Origin of the sequence: Sphingopyxis sp. H050 (assembly GCF_001468265.1) — a bacterium.
GTDB lineage: Bacteria > Pseudomonadota > Alphaproteobacteria > Sphingomonadales > Sphingomonadaceae > Sphingopyxis.
In genome coordinates this window covers 20,936-36,849 of the sequence record NZ_LNRZ01000007.1, presented here as the reverse complement: position 1 = coordinate 36,849, position 15,914 = coordinate 20,936, and the positions used below count along the sequence as shown (strand labels likewise).

Annotated in this window: 14 protein-coding genes and 1 riboswitch; of the genes, 10 read left to right on the top strand and 4 right to left on the bottom strand. The window is 64.2% G+C overall.

Going from position 1 to position 15,914, the window contains the following annotated elements:
- The first annotated feature begins 23 nt into the window (after nt 1–23).
- Nucleotides 24–620 (top strand): cation transporter, encoded by a 597-nt coding sequence (locus ATE67_RS14745; RefSeq protein WP_003046522.1) that lies wholly within the window; start codon nt 24–26, stop codon nt 618–620.
- 409 nt (nt 621–1,029) lie between these two features.
- Nucleotides 1,030–2,340 (top strand): site-specific integrase, encoded by a 1,311-nt coding sequence (locus ATE67_RS14740; protein WP_058817457.1) that lies wholly within the window; start codon nt 1,030–1,032, stop codon nt 2,338–2,340.
- Between the two features lie 52 nt (nt 2,341–2,392).
- Here the strand turns inward: ATE67_RS14740 and ATE67_RS14735 are convergent, their stop codons facing one another.
- Nucleotides 2,393–2,719 (bottom strand): DUF736 domain-containing protein, encoded by a 327-nt coding sequence (locus ATE67_RS14735; protein ID WP_058817456.1) that lies wholly within the window; start codon nt 2,717–2,719, stop codon nt 2,393–2,395.
- Here ATE67_RS14735 and ATE67_RS14730 point away from each other — a divergent pair.
- The gene (locus tag ATE67_RS14730; RefSeq protein WP_156417049.1) at nt 2,709–2,981 is read left to right on the top strand and encodes a hypothetical protein; all 273 of its coding nucleotides are present in this window, start codon (nt 2,709–2,711) and stop codon (nt 2,979–2,981) included. The genes ATE67_RS14735 and ATE67_RS14730 overlap by 11 nt on opposite strands.
- Before the next feature lie 167 nt (nt 2,982–3,148).
- Here the strand turns inward: ATE67_RS14730 and ATE67_RS14725 are convergent, their stop codons facing one another.
- Nucleotides 3,149–4,969 (bottom strand): recombinase family protein, encoded by a 1,821-nt coding sequence (locus tag ATE67_RS14725; RefSeq protein WP_156417048.1) that lies wholly within the window; start codon nt 4,967–4,969, stop codon nt 3,149–3,151.
- A gap of 359 nt (nt 4,970–5,328) precedes the next feature.
- A riboswitch (cobalamin riboswitch) is annotated at nt 5,329–5,518 on the top strand.
- 78 nt (nt 5,519–5,596) lie between these two features.
- Between ATE67_RS14725 and ATE67_RS14720 the strand changes: the two genes are divergently transcribed.
- From ATE67_RS14720 to ATE67_RS14695, 6 genes are all read left to right on the top strand, one after another.
- Complete coding sequence (locus ATE67_RS14720) at nt 5,597–7,552, top strand: TonB-dependent receptor plug domain-containing protein (RefSeq protein WP_058817453.1); 1,956 nt, start codon at nt 5,597–5,599, stop codon at nt 7,550–7,552.
- Nucleotides 7,552–8,373, top strand: coding sequence for an ABC transporter substrate-binding protein (locus tag ATE67_RS14715; RefSeq protein ID WP_058817452.1), 822 nt, complete (start codon nt 7,552–7,554; stop codon nt 8,371–8,373). Before ATE67_RS14720 ends, ATE67_RS14715 begins: the two co-directional genes overlap by 1 nt.
- Nucleotides 8,370–9,356 (top strand): FecCD family ABC transporter permease, encoded by a 987-nt coding sequence (locus ATE67_RS14710; protein WP_058817451.1) that lies wholly within the window; start codon nt 8,370–8,372, stop codon nt 9,354–9,356. Before ATE67_RS14715 ends, ATE67_RS14710 begins: the two co-directional genes overlap by 4 nt.
- A complete protein-coding gene (locus tag ATE67_RS14705) occupies nt 9,349–10,122 on the top strand; it encodes an ABC transporter ATP-binding protein (RefSeq protein ID WP_058817450.1) in 774 nt (257 codons plus the stop codon). Before ATE67_RS14710 ends, ATE67_RS14705 begins: the two co-directional genes overlap by 8 nt.
- A gap of 74 nt (nt 10,123–10,196) precedes the next feature.
- A complete protein-coding gene (gene galE, locus ATE67_RS14700) occupies nt 10,197–11,213 on the top strand; it encodes a UDP-glucose 4-epimerase GalE (RefSeq protein ID WP_058817449.1) in 1,017 nt (338 codons plus the stop codon).
- Nucleotides 11,214–11,355: 142 nt separating this feature from the next.
- On the top strand, nt 11,356–13,287 hold the full coding sequence (locus ATE67_RS14695; protein ID WP_058817448.1) for a polysaccharide biosynthesis protein: 1,932 nt from the start codon (nt 11,356–11,358) through the stop codon (nt 13,285–13,287).
- Here ATE67_RS14695 and ATE67_RS14690 read toward each other — a convergent pair.
- The gene (locus ATE67_RS14690) at nt 13,284–14,393 is read right to left on the bottom strand and encodes a glycosyltransferase family 4 protein (protein ID WP_058817447.1); all 1,110 of its coding nucleotides are present in this window, start codon (nt 14,391–14,393) and stop codon (nt 13,284–13,286) included. The two genes, ATE67_RS14695 and ATE67_RS14690, sit on opposite strands and share 4 nt — an antisense overlap.
- A gap of 103 nt (nt 14,394–14,496) precedes the next feature.
- Between ATE67_RS14690 and ATE67_RS14685 the strand changes: the two genes are divergently transcribed.
- Nucleotides 14,497–15,360 (top strand): NAD-dependent epimerase/dehydratase family protein, encoded by an 864-nt coding sequence (locus ATE67_RS14685; RefSeq protein ID WP_082660404.1) that lies wholly within the window; start codon nt 14,497–14,499, stop codon nt 15,358–15,360.
- On the opposite strand, the gene ATE67_RS14680 is transcribed toward ATE67_RS14685, so the two are convergent.
- The gene (locus ATE67_RS14680) at nt 15,357–15,914 is read right to left on the bottom strand and encodes a sugar transferase (protein WP_058817445.1); all 558 of its coding nucleotides are present in this window, start codon (nt 15,912–15,914) and stop codon (nt 15,357–15,359) included. The genes ATE67_RS14685 and ATE67_RS14680 overlap by 4 nt on opposite strands.

The window sequence follows — 15,914 nt, the reverse complement described above, 5'->3', positions numbered from 1 at the left end:
TGGTGAGGATTGAGGAGCTTGCAATGAATGAAAAAGCATCCGGGAGCGAACGCGAAAAGCGAACGCTCCAGATCGTTCTCGTCCTGAACTCGGCTATCGCGATCGCCTTCCTCGTAACCGGCGGGCTCGGCGATTCGAGCGCGCTCATCGCCAATGGGCTCGACAATCTGTCCGACGCCGCGGTCTATGCCTTGAGCCTCGTTGCGCTCAGCCACGGCCTGAAATGGAAAACCCGTGCTGCCACGGCATCGGGTGTCATGCTGCTGGTCTTCGCGGCCGGCGTCCTGTTCGATGTAGGACGGCGCTATTTCGAAGGCAGCGAACCGATCGGTCCGACAATGATGATCATGTCGGCCGTCGCTGCGGTGGTGAACTATGCTTGTCTGAAGCTCTTGCAGCGCATTCAGGATCCGGACGTCAACCTCAGAGCCGCGACAACCTTCAGCTACAACGACTTCATCTCGAACGGCGGCATCCTGATCGCGGGTGTCCTCGTCTGGTGGCTCGGTACGAACTGGCCGGACCTTCTGGTTGGATTTGCGACTGCGCTGATCGCGATCAAGGGCGGCATCGAAATCCTTCGCGACGCCCGCCAAGAGGCCAAACAGCAGAAAGATTAGAGCATGTGAGGCGTGTCGGATCGGCGGAAGAATGTTCGGACCTCTGCGAACAACGTCGCCGATCCTGCCCTAGAGGCACCCGACAGCTCGCTCCCATCATATTACGTCCTTATTACGCGAGGCAAAAATCGAGCCCACGTAACGACGCGTATTACGCCGCCATTCGGCGTAAGTGTCTGAAATTGTTAGGAAAACTGGAGCGGGCGAAGGGATTCGAACCCTCGACCCCAACCTTGGCAAGGTTGCAAAAAGGCGTTTTTGGCTGATTGCCGTTGATTGTCTTCGGCTTCAATTATCCCAGTATTTCGCCATTCTTTGCAAAAATGTTCAGCGGCAGACAGCGACGAATATTCGCTCGGTGGTAGCCCGGTGGTAGCCCAGAAAGCAAAATCATGCTATAAGTTCGGTCATGAAGACCAAACTTTCCAAGACTGCCGCAGACGTCGCCGAGCCCAAATCCGCGCGGTATACCATCTGGGATTCCGAGCTTACCGGGTTCGCCCTGCGGGTGACCCCCGCTGGCGCGAAGTCGTGGGCAGTGAAGTATCGCGTAGGCGAAGGCGGCCGGACCGCCGCCGTGCGCTGGTATACGATCGGAACCTATCCCGAGACGCCTGCTACAGACGCACGCAAGGCTGCGGAAATTGCTCTGGCGCGTGTGCGGCTAGGCGAAGATCCCAGCGGCGAGCGCATTACGAAGCGCGCCGAAATGACAGTGGCGCAGGCTATCGATTTCTACGCGCAGGAGGGCTGCATCGTGCAGCGCGGCATTCGGCAGGGCGAACCGATGAAACCGATGACGAAGGACTATACTCTCGCCCGTCTGCGCCATCACGTCGTTCGACTGCTCGGCAAAAGGCGTATCACCGAAATCGACGAGGGCGACATCACCACATTCGTGCGAGATGTGAGCGCCGGAAAGACCGCGCGCGACGAGTGGATCGTCGATCCCGAAACCGGCAAGCGTAAGCGCGTTATCGTCCGCGGCGGCGAAGGCGCCGCGCGAAAGGTCGTGCGGGACCTGTCCGCGGTCTATTCCTTCCTAAAGACGCATAAGAGGAAGACACGGGTCACCCACAATCCGGTCGAAGACGCAAGCGTCCGAAAGACGGACAATAAGCGCACGCGCTTTCTGTCGATAGAAGAGGTGAAGCGGCTAGGCGAAGCTCTCAATACATTGGAAGCCCAAGGCGTAAACGCCAAGGCAGTGAATATCGCCCGGCTCTGGGCGCTGTCCGGCTGCCGTCGAAACGAAATCGCCGGCCTGAAATGGTCGGAAGTCGATTTTGATCGCGGCTTGCTCGTCTTCGATGACACCAAAACCGGAAGAAGCGTCCGGCCGCTCGGCGCTGCGGCCATAGCGCTACTCGAAGCTTTGAAACCCGAAGAGGCCGAAGGCTATGTCTTCCCGGCGGAGCGTGGCGACGGGTTCTACCAGGGCACGAAGACGGTGTGGCAGGCCGCAATCAAGAAGGCGGCGCTTCCCGGCGTGACGCCTCACGTTCTCCGCCACACTCTCGGCAGCGCGGCCGCGTCTGCGGGCGAGGCCCTGCTGATGGTCGGATCGCTCCTCGGACATGCGAACGCACGTTCGACCGCGATCTACGCTCATATCTCTCATGATCCGGCACGGCTGGCGGCCGATCGTGTCACCGGCCCCCTTGCTGAAGCATTAGGCCGCCCTCTACCAAAGCAGGTGATGAAAACGATCCCTGCCTGATCTGTGGAAAAATGCCCGCCCGGAGCACCGGACGAGCGTTTTCGATGGTCGGTCAGTCGCCGGTCCGGCCATTGGAACGCGACCAGATCAGGCTGAAAGTCTCGCCGCCTTCATCGTCGAAGAGGTTGGCATAAGCCGAGGCGCTGGAGCTCGGATCGTCGAGCTTGATCCCGAGATAGGCGCGGCCCTCGTTCGAATGCTTGGCCCAGGCGGCACCAACTTCGGCCTTGCTGACGAACACCCGGTGCGTAGGTGCGTTTTCGCTGGGCGGGTTCTGATCGGAAACGATGCGAACCCCTTTTGCCTGAATGCTGAGTGTCACGATGGCGCCGACGAATTCGCCGATGGCGGTATTCTTGAAAGTTCCGATGGTAGCCATGATGATATCCTTTCCTTACTGCGAGACCATGCCCTTCATTGTCTCGATGGCTTGGGACATGACCGGGACTGCCGTTGCAGCAGCCGAAGGCCCGCAAGCGAAGCTGGAGGACGGCGCCGCGCGGCTTTTTTGTTCCGCGAGGAAAGCGGCTTGCGCACCGGCCGAGCGGGCCCATAGCCTTTCGCCGAACGACACGCTGTCCTTGGCCGGCCTAACAATGACGCCGCCGAGCGGTCAGCGCGTCGTCACCATCGGAAAATGAACGCGCCCTTAGCGAAGCCGCAGGCGGGGCGGCGTGCGTGCGCAGCTGAGCTTAGCCGCTGCCCCGCCAAGACCAGCAAGCCAAGAGCGCTGCGCGGCCAACCGTGCAAACGCGCGACCTCTGGCGGCAGCCTGCCGCCGCCAGTGCGCGCTCATTTGAGGCCGCGCTCATTTGTGGTCTGGCACATGATGCAGCCGTTCGTTCTGAGAATAGCCTTTTTCAAGCGCAAACACTCCGTCTAATGCGATAGCCATTACAAACCGGTCTTCGTCGTTGCTAGGCATCGATTGCCAGTCCGCGCCGTCCTTCTGATCCTCACCGCCCGTCTGAATGACGCCCTGCAATAGCCGCGGCTTCGATCCTATCAGACGGATCTCGCGGGGCGAGACTTCAATCCGTTCGAAGGAAGTTCGCAACATCGTTTTGAACGCTAGTGTGCCGGGCCTAATATTGGTACGCGCCCTGATCGTAGCTCGTTCGACGACTTGCGGCTGGATTACCGTTCTGACCAGACGCTTGAGCTCCCGTCTTGCGTCGTCCGCTGCAGCTCTATGGCGGGCGTGAGCTTCGGTAAGGTCCCGAAGATGATTTGCAGTCGTGGAAGCGCCCAACCTTACGCGACCGTTTTCGACCGCATCGTAAACTTCCTTGAGGCGCTCCCCGGAGCACCTTTCCGCTTCCTCGAAAGAGTGAAGCTTCAGCTGTGCATCGTTGAAGATTTCTTGCTGACTATCAATGATCGGTCGAAAAAATTCGACCAGCCGTCGCGGGTCAAGCAATCGTTTGCCGATGTACTGTTTGATTTTTTCCTCGATGACGTCGACCGCTATGGAAACGCCGGTGCAGCCCGCAGGTCCATAGCGCCCCCGACGCGAGCACATATAATATCGATAGCGACCGCGTTCCGCAGTCTTGACACCAAGGCGCGCTCCACACCTCGAACAGTAAATGAAACCTTTGAGGATCGGCGGCGGACCGGGGGTATTAGGCTTAAGATTGAATCTGCGAGACCTGAGCAGCGATTGAACTGCGTCAAAATCTTCCTGACTAATGATAGACGGGACGGCGACGATCACCACTTCGTCAAGGGGATTGAGAGATCCGTCCTTACTTCGCTGAGCGTAAGCATGCTGTCCGATATAGGTACGCCGGGTCAGCATCCGGTGCAGCTGTCCCGTTGCCCATAACGCGCCGCTCGGCGTTCTGAACCCCTGATCATGCAGATAGTTTGCAATTTTTTTGAGGCCGAAGGGTTTGCGACCGTCGGGTCCGCCTAAGGCCAACCGGTATACTAGGCGCACGAAGTCTTCATATCGCTCGTCGATTACGAGCTTTTTCTTGATTTGATCCCCACGTCGCTCCACCTCCACCACCCGATAGCCGAGAGGAGGGGTAGACCCGCACCAAAAGCCCTGGCGCGCGTTCTCCCTGAGCGCTCTGCTCACGTGCTTGGAATTTTCCTTCGATTGGTATTCGTCGAAAAGGGTGATGACTTGTCGCATCATGACATGCATCGGATCGTCACCGATTTCTTGGGTAGCCGACACAAGCTTGACGCCGTTTCGTTCCAACTTCCGGACGTAATACTCGAGTTCGAAATGATCCCGGAAGAAGCGCGAGAAGCTGTGGACGACGATGATATCGAACGGTCGCGGGGATCGGGTCGCCGCCGCGATCATTCGCCTGAATTCCGGTCGGCGGTCATTTGTCGCTGACGCACCCTGCTCGACAAATATTTCGGCGATCTCATACTTTCGCAGGATGCAATATATCTCCCCCTCTCGCTGCTGGTCGGGGATCGAGACATCATATTGCGCCTGTCGCGCCGTCGATACTCGCAAATAAAGAACCGCCCTGGTTGGGCGTTCGGAATTTAGCATTTTGCCTTCCTGCAGAAGGAGGCGGTGGTGCGCCCCTACCCGCCGCATAATGACGAGCCCGCTATCCACCCCAAATTTTTGTTCTGACTCTCGTTGATCGACGACCACCTAGACCGAAAGGCGGCCCTCACGCAGGGACAAATCCTCATCCTGCGGGTCCTGCGACACAGGAGCGCGACGGCCACGAACCTCGTTAGCCTGCCGAAATGAGCAAGGCGATCATTATGGATATACAAAAGCCGTTGCGCACCCTTGGCTCAAGAGGACCGACCGGCGAGCATGTTCATGTCCTGAGCACTACCGGAACCTCTCTGGTCGTTACGGTACGGAACCGAGTATCGATAAGGTTGCTTCGCAGGCCGCCAAGACAAAGTTGCTCCCGGCAGGAGCCGAATATTGCCAGATCTTGTCACGCCCCTTGCTGACCCGCGCAGACGGTTGCGTATATGGATCGCTTTTGCTAGCGGCCCGCAGCGTGACCTCGGGTTGCCTGGAGACAGGCATGAAAAGGGAAGACCGGTGAAGATCCGGCGCTGCCCCCGCAACTGTAACCGGCGAGGTGGATGCACTCCGTGCCACTTGGGCGACAGCCCTGGGAAGGCCCGCATTCACCGTTGACCCAGGAGCCAGGAGACCTGCCAGAGCGTCGCCGTTATCTGCGCGCGGGCGGGGTGCACCGGGAGCAGGCGGGGATTCCCGCGTGACGGCAAAGGCCGTTACGTTTGGAGAATCCGTATGAACACCCGCGTTTTGACTTCCACCCTGTCGCTGATCGCCATCGCGGCGGCATCCCCCGCCCTGGCCGACGAGAGCACCGGCGACGGCGACGGCAGCACGATCACCGTGATCGGCTCGCCCCTCGACGCCGAAGAAAGCAACGCCTCGGTTTCGGTAATCGACGACATGGCGATCCGCCGCGCGCAGAACGGCGCTGCGACCGACCTGCTGGTTCGCCTGCCCGGCGTCTATGCCACCCGCAACGGCGGCATCGGCGGCTTTACCGGCATCCGCATCCGCGGCGCCGAGGCCGAGCAGACGCTCGTCACGATCGACGGCGTGCGCGTCGGCGACCCCTCGTCGCCGGGCGGCGGCTTCGACTTCGCGAACCTGATGCTGGGCAGCATCGACCGCATCGAAGTGCTGCGCGGCGCGAACAGCCTGCCCTGGGGCAGCCAGGCGATCGGCGGCGTCGTCGCCGTCACCACCACCGCCGCGCCCACCGACGGGACGACCAGCGGCGACATCGGCGCCGAATATGGCTCGCGCGATACGGTGCGCGCCAACGGCCAGCTTCGCGCCTCGCTCGGTGCGGCGCAGTTCGGCGTCGGCGGCGGCTACACCCGCACCGACGGCATCAGCACCGCCGCGGTCGGCACCGAGCGCGACGGCTATCGCCAATATTCGCTGAACCTCACCAACCGCACCGAAATCGGCAACACGCTCGTCTTCCGCGCCTTCGGCCTCTTCGCTGACAGCCGCGTCGACCTCGACGGCTTCGCGCCGCCGACCTTCAGCTTCGGCGACACCCCCGAATATCAGGACACGCAGGAGCATTATGCTGCCGTCACGATCGAGCATCGTCCGGGCGGCAACGCCAGCGAGGGCGGCTTTTCGCACAAGCTGCAATATGCTTTTGCCGACATCAACCGCGACAATTTCGATCCCTCGTTCGGCAGCACCGACCCGAGCTTCCGCGCGCGCGGACGCAGCGAGCGCCTGTCATACACTGTCGACTGGACCGCAGTGTCGCAGCTTCGGGTGCTGGCGGGCGCCGAACGCGAATGGGTGAGCTCGCTGACCGCCGACGCTTTCTTGAGCGATGCCGGCAGGACCGCGACGACCTCCTTCTGGGGCATGCTCGTCGGCAAGCCGACCGAGACGCTGACGTTGACCGCGGGCATCCGCCACGACGATCACCGTGACTTCGGCGGCGCAACGACGCTGGCGTTCGACGCGGGGCAGAAGATTGGCGACCTCGTCACGGTCCGCGCCAGCTATCGCGAGGGCTTCAAGGCGCCGACCCTGTTCCAGCTGTCGGCCACCGCAGGCGCGTTCGGCAATCCCGACCTGCTCCCCGAAGAGGCCAAATCCTATGAAATCGGCCTTCGCTTCGGCGATGCACAGCGCTGGTTCCTCGACGTCGCCGCCTTCCGCCGCGACAGCCGCAACCTGATCGATTTCGTCAGCTGCCCGGCGGGGCCGAACCCCCTGCCCGCGATCTGCGCGACCGGCAACCGCCCCTTCGGCACCTATGACAATATCAACCGCGCGCGGGGTGAAGGCTTCGAGATCGAGGGCGGCGCCACCCTGGGCGAGGTCCGGCTCAGCGCCAGTTACAGCCTGATCGCGACGAAGGACCGCACCGTCGGCGGCGTCTTCGAGGGCAACCGCCTCGCCCGCCGTCCGCGCCACCTGGCCAACGCCGAGATCGCCTGGACGCCGGGCGGCGCACTCGACGGCGCCGACCTGTCGGCGGCGGTACGCTATGCCGGCAAGAGCTTCGACAATCGCGGCAACACGGTGCCGCTCGACGACTATATCCTCGTCGACTTGCGCGCGAGCTACCCGATCACCGAGGGCATCGACCTGTTCGGCCGCGTCGAGAATATCTTCGACGAGGAATATCAGACGGTCGCGACCTACGGCACGCTCGGCCGCTCGGCCTATGTCGGGGTCCGCTGGGCCTTCTGATGCGAGGGGTAGCGGCTCTCGTCCTGCTGGCGGCCCTCACGGGCTGCCAGCAGCGCGCGCCGCTGCCCGCGCTGCACGGGGTCGCCAGCATCGACTTTTGCGCCGATCAGATGACGCTCGGCCTGCTCCCGCGCGGGCAGATCCGCGCCGTGTCGTTCGAAACCGACAGCGACGCCAGCTTTTCGAAGCCGCGCGCGACGGGCATCCCGCGCCTCCGCCCGCAGCTCGAGGATATCGTCGCGCTGCGCCCCGCGGTCGTCGTCAGATCCTATGGCGGCGGCGCCAAGCTCGACCGCCAGCTTGCGGCCATCGGCATCCGCGTCGTCCAGCTCGGTTTTCCCGGCACGCTGGACGAGGTGCGACAGGATGTGCTGCGCGTCGGCGGCGAGCTTGGTGCCGACGCGCAGGCGCGCGAACGCATTACCGGTTTCGAGGCCGACCTCGCCGCGGCGAAACGCCAGCCTGCGCGCCGCGGCACCGCGCTTTACGTCACCCCCGGCGACGTCACCACCGGCCCCGGCAGCCTCGTCGCCGAGGTCATCGGCGCCGCGGGCTATACGCCCTATCGCACCGAGCCCGGTTGGGGCACGCTCCCGCTCGAACAGATGGTTCGCAAAGGCCCCGACGTCGTCTTTCGCGCTTTCTTCGACAGCGCGCGCTATCGGCAAGATTACTGGACCTCCTCGCGCCACCCCGTCGTCGAACAGGCGTCGGCCGGGGCAATCGACGTCGAGGTGCCGGGCGCGTGGATATCGTGCGGCAACTGGCTGACCGGTCATGCCGTCGCCAAGCTGGCTGCGGCCCAAGGGAAACGTTCATGACCCTTCGCCTCAACTTCCTTCTCGCGCTGCTCCTGCTGCTCGCCGCCCTCTTCGCGCTGATGACCGGCCCCGACGGCGTTTCGCCGCGGCTGATTACCGACTGGCTGAACGGCAGCGATTCCGCCGCGTCGATCATCATCGCCGATATCCGCCTGCCGCGCGTGCTCGCCGCGGCGGTCGTCGGCGCCTCGCTCGGGCTTTGCGGCGCCGCGCTGCAGGCGCTGACGCGTAACCCGCTCGCCGAGCCCGGCATTCTCGGCGTGTCGGCCGCCGCGACACTCGGCGCGACCGCGACGCTCTATTTCGGCCTCGCGAATCTCTCGCCCTGGATACTCCCGCTCGGCGCAATCGCCGCCGCGGCGCTCGTCACCGCCCTGCTCGCGGCCGTCGCGGTGCGGACGCAGGGCATGGCGAGCCTGATCCTGACCGGCGTCGGCCTGTCGAGCCTGGCGGGCGCGCTGATGGCGCTGATCCTCAATTTCGCCCCCAACCCCTTCTCGCTCTCCGACCTCGTCAACTGGACGCTCGGCTCGGTCGCCAACCGTTCGCTGTCCGACCTCGCCATATCGGCGCCGCTGATCCTGCTCGGATCGCTGTTGCTGCTCAGCCAGCGCGCCAACCTGTCATTGCTGTCGATCGGCGAAGCCGCGGCGACCGCGCACGGCCTCGACGGCCGCAAAACCCGGCTGTTCGTCATCGCCGGCACCGGCATCGCGACCGGCGCCGCGGTCGCGCTCGCGGGCGCGGTCGGCTTCGTCGGCATCGTCGCGCCGCATCTGGTGCGGCCATGGACCGGCCACGACCCCGGCCGCGCGCTGCTGCCGTCGGCGTGGCTCGGCGCGCTGCTGCTCGTCCTCGCCGACCTCCTCGTCCGCCTGCTGCCGACCGACAACGAACTCCGCCTCGGCGTCGTCGCGGCGCTCGCGGGGGCGCCGATCTTCATGGCGATCGTGCTGCGCCGCGGGAGGCCCGGCCATGTCTGATCTGATCCTCGACGCGCTGACCGTCCGCGCCGGCGGCACGACGCTGCTCGACGGCATCACCGCGACCATCGCGCCGGGCCGTCTCACCGCGATCGTCGGCCCCAACGGTGCCGGCAAATCGACGCTGCTCCGCGCCATTGCCAACATCATCCCGTCGAGCGGTGGCATCCGGTTCGGCGATACCGACCTCAAGGCGCTGAAGCCCCTCGAACGCGCCCGCCGCCTCGCCTATCTGCCGCAAGCGCACGAGCTGGCCTGGGACATCAGCGTCGCCGACATGGTCGCGCTCGGTCGCTTCGCCCATGGCGCGGTTCCCGGCCGCCTGGCCGCTGCCGACCAGGCCGCCATAGCCGAGGCCATGGAGGCAACCGGCTGCGCCTCGCTCGCCGACCGCGCGGTGACGAGCCTGTCGGGCGGCGAACAGGCGCTCGCCTGTCTCGCCCGCGTCCTCGCCGCCGATACGCCCGTGCTGCTTGCCGACGAACCTGCGGCGGCGCTCGACCCCGCCAACCAGTATCGCGTGATGGAATGCCTCGCGGCGCGCGCAGCCGCAGGCTGCACCGTCGTCGTCGTCCTCCACGACCTGTCGCTCGTTGCGCAGTTCGCCGATTCCATCCTGTGGCTTCACGAGCGGCGACTTACCGCGCACGGCCCCGCGTCGCTCGCCGAGTTCGAGCGCCACGTCCCGGCTCTGTTCGCGAGAACGCCGGGCTTTACCACCGATGGATCGAAGGCGCTTTATTTCCGGCGCGATCCCAACAGTTAACTGGCTGTTTGCGACATTTGCTTTATGCCTTGCCCTGATCGCGCCCGGACCGAACCCGGCTGGAAGGAATGCAAATGAAGGTCTTCGTTACCGGCGGCGCTGGCTATATCGGCAGCCACACGTTGGTCGCCCTGCTGGCCGCCGGCCACGAGGTCTGCGTCTACGATAATTTCGACAACAGCTCGCCGGTGGCGCTCGCGCGCGTGCGCCAGCTGACCAACCGCGACATGGCCGTGGTCGAGGCCGACGTGCGCGACAACGACGCGCTGACCCGCGCCCTGACCGACTTTGCTCCCGATGCCGTCGTCCATTTCGCGGGACTGAAGGCGGTCGGGGAATCGAACGACATTCCGCTGCGCTATTACCAGACCAACGTCACCGGCACGATGAACCTGCTCGCGGCGATGGACGCCGCCCGGTGCAAGCGCATCGTCTTTTCCTCCTCGGCGACCGTTTATGGCGAGGCGCAGTATCTTCCCTTCGACGAAGAGCATCCGATCGCCCCGACCAACCCTTATGGACGTACCAAGGCGATGGCCGAGAGCGTGATCGGCGATTGGGCGAGCGCGACGCCAGACGCATCCGCCGTACTGCTGCGCTATTTCAACCCCGTCGGCGCGCATGAATCGGGCCGCATCGGCGAGGATCCGCAGGACATCCCCAACAACCTCATGCCCTTCGTCGCGCAGGTCGCGGTCGGACGCCGCGCGAAGCTGTCGATCTTCGGCGACGATTACGACACCCGCGACGGCACCGGCGAGCGCGACTATATCCATGTCGTCGACCTTGCCGCGGCGCATCTCGCCGCGCTCGAATATTCGGCCCGCGCCGTCGGCTGCGAGGCGATCAACGTCGGCACCGGGCAAGGCATCACCGTCAAGGAGCTGGTCGCGGCGTACGAAGCCGCCTGTGGCCAACCCATCGCCGTCGAAATCGCCCCCCGCCGCCCGGGCGATGTCGCGAGCAGCTATGCTGCCACCACCAAAGCCGAGCGGCTGCTGAACTGGTGCGCGGCGCTCGATGTCGACGATATGTGCGCGAACAGCTGGCTGTGGCAGTCGGAGAATCCCATGGGATTTGAAGGCGACTGACGCCCCGTGACCGGCGCCCCGGACCGGTTCGGAGTGGAGTCATTCTCTCGCCGCATAAGCGACTGTTTGCTTGAGAAAAACCGCACCGAGGTCTAAGGGCGGCGTCGGGGGTGCTGGAGATCCTTTGGGATAATGGCATTAAATGACGATATTTGATCATAAGCACTGGCGGCAGCTCCGCGCCGCAATCCTCGCCTTCGTTGTCGACCGCCCGCGCAAACATCGCCAGTTCGTTGCGGTCTCAAGCGACGGCCTGCTCTGCATCGCTGCGGTTCTTGTCGCCTTTTCACTTCGCCTCGGCGTCTGGGATCTGATCTCGATGCCGATCCTGACCTTTACCGCGATCGCGCTGGCGCTCTGGTATCCAATCGCGTGGCACACGGGCGTCTATCGCTCGCTGATCCGCTATTCGGGCGCGCGGACGGTCGCCGATCTTGCGATCGCGTGCAGCCTGATGACGCTGCCGCTGAGCATCATCCTCGTCGTTTTCCGCATCCACGACGTGCCGCGTACGCTCGGCGTCCTGCACCCAATCATCTTCCTCCTGCTCCTCGCGTCGAGCCGCATTTTCGTGCGCTTCGCGCTGCTCGACCTGCTGAAGGTCGTGAACGTCAACGCGCGCCGCGTCCTCGTCTATGGCGCCGGCCGCGCCGGACAGCAACTCGCACTGTCGCTTCGCCATGAGCCGCAGGTCCATCTCGTCGGCTTCGTCGACGACGATCTGCGCCTCGCAGGCCAGCGGCTCGACGGCGTCCCGGTCTTCGGATCGGCCCGCCTCGACAAGCTGCTCGACGACACCCCGGTCGACGAAGTGCTTCTCGCAATCCCCAGCGCGTCGCGCACCCGCCGCCGCGAGATCATCGAGACGCTGCAGGACGAGGGCATCTATGTGCGCTCGCTCCCCAATCTGACCAACGTCATCGACGGCAGCATCACCGTCAATGACCTGCGCGAAATCCAGATCGAGGAACTGCTCGGCCGCGAGACCGTCGCCGCAAACGAGCTGCTGATGGGCAAGACGATCGTCGGCAAGACCGTGATGGTCTCGGGCGCCGGCGGCTCCATCGGCAGCGAGCTCTGCCGCCAGATCGTCCGCTGCCGCCCTACCCGCCTTATCCTGCTCGAACAGTCCGAATATGCGCTCTACGCGATCGAACAGGAACTCGGCGAGCTCATGATCGAACTCGGCATCGACGTCCCGTTGACCCCCGAACTTGCCAATGTGTCCGAACGCTCGTCGATGACGCGCATCTATCGTCACTACCGGCCCGATACGGTCTTTCACGCCGCCGCCTACAAGCATGTGCCGCTGGTCGAGGCGAACCCGCTGTCGGGACTGCGCAACAATATCATGGGAACGCTGCACAGCGTCGAGGCGGCCGAGGCCGCGGGGGTTGCGAACTTCATCCTGATCAGCACCGACAAAGCGGTGCGCCCGACCAACATCATGGGCGCCTCGAAACGCGTGTGTGAACTGATACTGCAGGCGCGCGCCGAACAGCCCGGCGCGAAGACGGTTTTCAGCATGGTCCGCTTCGGCAACGTCCTCGGCTCGAGCGGCTCGGTCGTTCCTCGCTTCAAGGCGCAGATCGCCGCCGGGGGTCCGGTGACGGTCACCGACCGCGAAATCACCCGCTATTTCATGACGATCCCCGAAGCCGCGCAGCTGGTCATTCAGGCGAGCGCGATGGCGAAGGGCGGCGAGGTGTTCGTGCTCGACATGGGACAACCGGTGAAGATCATCGACCTCGCCCGGACGATGATCCGCCTGTCGGGGCTCAGCATCCGCGACGACGAAAATCCCGACGGCGATATCCAGATCGTCGAGACCGGTCTGCGGCCCGGCGAAAAGCTCTATGAGGAGCTGCTCATCGGCGACAATCCGCAATCTACGAACCATCCGCGGATCATGCGCGCGCGTGAAATCCTGTGGCCTTGGCCCGAGCTCGAGCAAGCGCTCGCCGAACTCGACGGAACGATCCGCCAGAGCGGCGATGCCGATACCGCGGTGCGGATCATCGGACGCCTCGTTCCCGAATATGCGCCCGAAAACGCCGGAAAGATTAGCGCCTAAAGCCCGATCTGGTCGAGCAGCGAGGTGTTCACTTGGTGAACGTCATATTTGTCCTCGGCGATTTTGCGGCTTGCCGCACCCATGCGCGTGCGGAGCGTCTCGTCAGCTCCCAGCTCGATCATCGCCTGCGCCAGCGCCCCGGCGTCCTTCAGCGGCACCAGCCGGCCGTTGAGGCCGTCGACCGTGGTCTCACGGCAACCGGGCGCGTCGGTGGTGATGATCGGCCGCCCCATCGCCATCGCCTCCAGCACGGTCCGCGGCGTGCCCTCGCGCCACGACGGCAGCACAAAGATCGACGCTTCCGCGAGCGCGGGCCGGACATCCTCAAGCAGGCCAAGATATTCGATGCCGTCGGCGATCCATTCGTCGAGCTCGGCCCGTGTCACCGCGTCCGGGCCGGTATCGAGCATTCCGGCGATCCGTATCCGCGCACCGGGAACCGCTGCCCGCACGGCGCGGCTCGCCTCGGCAAGCTCATACAGCCCCTTGCTGTGGAGCAGCCGCGCGATCGTCAGAAACACCGGCTGCCCGGGAAGTGCGGCCAGCGCGAACTGATCGAGATTGATACCCGATCCGTTGACCATCACCACCTTCGAGGCATCGGGCAGACAGCCTGCCGCGATGAAATCGTCGCGGTCATCGGGGTTCTGGAAAACGACATAGCTGTTGGCGTTGGTCGCCAGCCGGTACAGTCCCTGCGCGATCTTCTGCGTCAATTTGCGGACCAGGCCGCTCCGCTCGATGAAGGCGAAGCCAAGCCCCGTCACCATGCTAACCGACCGCGCGCCCGCTTTTTGCGCCGCCAGGCTGCCCCAGATATTGGGCTTTATCGTATAGTTGAGGACGAAATCGATCTCCGCCTCGCGGATCAGTCGGACCATACTACGGTAATAGAGAATATCGCCGGTGAACGAGACTTTGGTCCGCTTGAGCGCAATATCGTGCGGGATCGCGCCCATGCTGCGGAAATGCTCGGCGAACGCGCCGTGCAGCTCGGGCGACGCAACATGCACCTCGTGCCCCCGCTGGATCATTTCCTCGGCAAGCGCGGACCGGAAATTGTAGAGATAATGGGCGTGCGACCCGTTGATGAGAATTTTGGCCATAATCCGTTTCGTTCTGCGCGCCCCGCTTGACGCCTTCGTGCGCGAAGCGTCAAGAGCGGACTTGGACCGGCGCTTGAACCAGCGGCTCGTTGCAAGGATATGAATGACAATGCGTATTGCGGTCGCCGGTGCCACGGGTTTCCTCGGACGACATCTCGCCGCGCGGCTTGCGGTGCGGGCCGATGAAATCATTCCGATAGGGCGCGCCGGGGACATTGCAACGCTGGAGCAAAAGCTTGCAGGGTGCGACGCGCTGATCAACTGCGCCGGTGAGAAGAGCGGGATCGGGCCCGGTTCTGAGGATGCCAATGTCGCACTGCCCGAACGCCTGTTCCTCGCCGCCGCTGCCGCCGGGGTTCCGGCCTTCGTCCATGTCAGCAGCGTTGCCGCCCTGACCAGCGCGACACGCGCCGGAGAGACGGTATCCGACGATTATGAGGGCCGCCCGACGACGCCCTACGGGATCAGCAAGCGGCGCGGCGACGACCGGCTTTCGGAACTCGCGCCGAGCCATCCCGCGGTGCGGCTCGCGATCCTCCGTCCGCCGATCCTGATCGGCGCCGACGCCGGCGGTCCGTTCGCGATGCTCCGCGCGGCGGCGCAGCGCGGCCTTCCGCTGCCGCTCGGCAGCGCGAACAACCGGCGCAGCGTCGTACATGTCGACAATTTCGCCGCAGCCCTGCTCGCGGCAGCCGAAGCCGGTCTCGCCGGAACCTATATCGTCACCGACTCCCCGGCGCTTTCGACCGATGAATTCTATGCGCGCATATCGCACGCGCTCGGCCGCAAGCCCTGGCTGTTCCCGATCGGCAGCGCCGGACGCGGGCTTCTTCGCCGTCTCCTCGGTCAGCGCGGAGACAGCCTGTTCGGCGACGCCGCCTTTTCGGGAGAGCGCTTCGCCAAGGATTGTCCGCTTGATTGGCCCGTCCCGGCGGCTTTACTGATCGAACGAGCGGTTACGCCCTAGCGCTGCGCGGCGTCTCCTCGGCCGCCGCCGCTGAAGGTGTGAAGCAGGATCCGGATATCGCCCGTCAGGCTCTGGTTCGCGACATAATCGCCATCGATCGCCGCAAGCCGTTCAGGCTCCGACATATCGATCCCCTGCACCTGCGCCAGCCCCGTCACCCCCGGGCGGACGCGGAATACACCATGCCGCTCGCGCGCGTCGATCAGTTCGTGCTGGATCGGCAGGCACGGCCGCGGCCCGACCAGACTCATGTCCCCGCGCAGCACGCAAATGAGCTGCGGAAGCTCGTCGAGCTTCAGCTTGCGGATCAGTGCGCTCGACCACGATATACGCGTAACCGCGACTTCGTGCGACGGACGATCGCCGGTAGTCGGCGCCATCGTGCGAATCTTGTAGAGGCGAAACGGCCGCCGATCGCGGCCGACCCGCGATTGCACGAACAGCGGGTTGGCACGGAATTCCAGTCCCGAAAACAGCGCAGCGACAAGGCAGACGAGGACGGCCGGCACGAGCAGCAGCGCCGCGATCAGCAGGTCGAATCCGCGTTTCAGCAT

Bases quoted from the DNA above. Each gene is read 5' to 3' on its own strand.
- ATE67_RS14695 (WP_058817448.1), top strand. From the start codon at position 11,356: ATGACGATATTTGATCATAAGCACTGGCGGCAGCTCCGCGCCGCAATC.
- ATE67_RS14705 (WP_058817450.1), top strand. From the start codon at position 9,349: ATGTCTGATCTGATCCTCGACGCGCTGACCGTCCGCGCCGGCGGCACG.
- ATE67_RS14730 (WP_156417049.1), top strand. From the start codon at position 2,709: ATGGTAGCCATGATGATATCCTTTCCTTACTGCGAGACCATGCCCTTC.
- ATE67_RS14710 (WP_058817451.1), top strand. From the start codon at position 8,370: ATGACCCTTCGCCTCAACTTCCTTCTCGCGCTGCTCCTGCTGCTCGCC.
- ATE67_RS14690 (WP_058817447.1), bottom strand. From the start codon at position 14,393: ATGGCCAAAATTCTCATCAACGGGTCGCACGCCCATTATCTCTACAAT.
- ATE67_RS14680 (WP_058817445.1), bottom strand. From the start codon at position 15,914: ATGCTGAAACGCGGATTCGACCTGCTGATCGCGGCGCTGCTGCTCGTG.
- ATE67_RS14685 (WP_082660404.1), top strand. From the start codon at position 14,497: ATGACAATGCGTATTGCGGTCGCCGGTGCCACGGGTTTCCTCGGACGA.
- ATE67_RS14740 (WP_058817457.1), top strand. From the start codon at position 1,030: ATGAAGACCAAACTTTCCAAGACTGCCGCAGACGTCGCCGAGCCCAAA.
- ATE67_RS14735 (WP_058817456.1), bottom strand. From the start codon at position 2,719: ATGGCTACCATCGGAACTTTCAAGAATACCGCCATCGGCGAATTCGTC.
- ATE67_RS14720 (WP_058817453.1), top strand. From the start codon at position 5,597: ATGAACACCCGCGTTTTGACTTCCACCCTGTCGCTGATCGCCATCGCG.
- ATE67_RS14715 (WP_058817452.1), top strand. From the start codon at position 7,552: ATGCGAGGGGTAGCGGCTCTCGTCCTGCTGGCGGCCCTCACGGGCTGC.
- galE (WP_058817449.1), top strand. From the start codon at position 10,197: ATGAAGGTCTTCGTTACCGGCGGCGCTGGCTATATCGGCAGCCACACG.
- ATE67_RS14745 (WP_003046522.1), top strand. From the start codon at position 24: ATGAATGAAAAAGCATCCGGGAGCGAACGCGAAAAGCGAACGCTCCAG.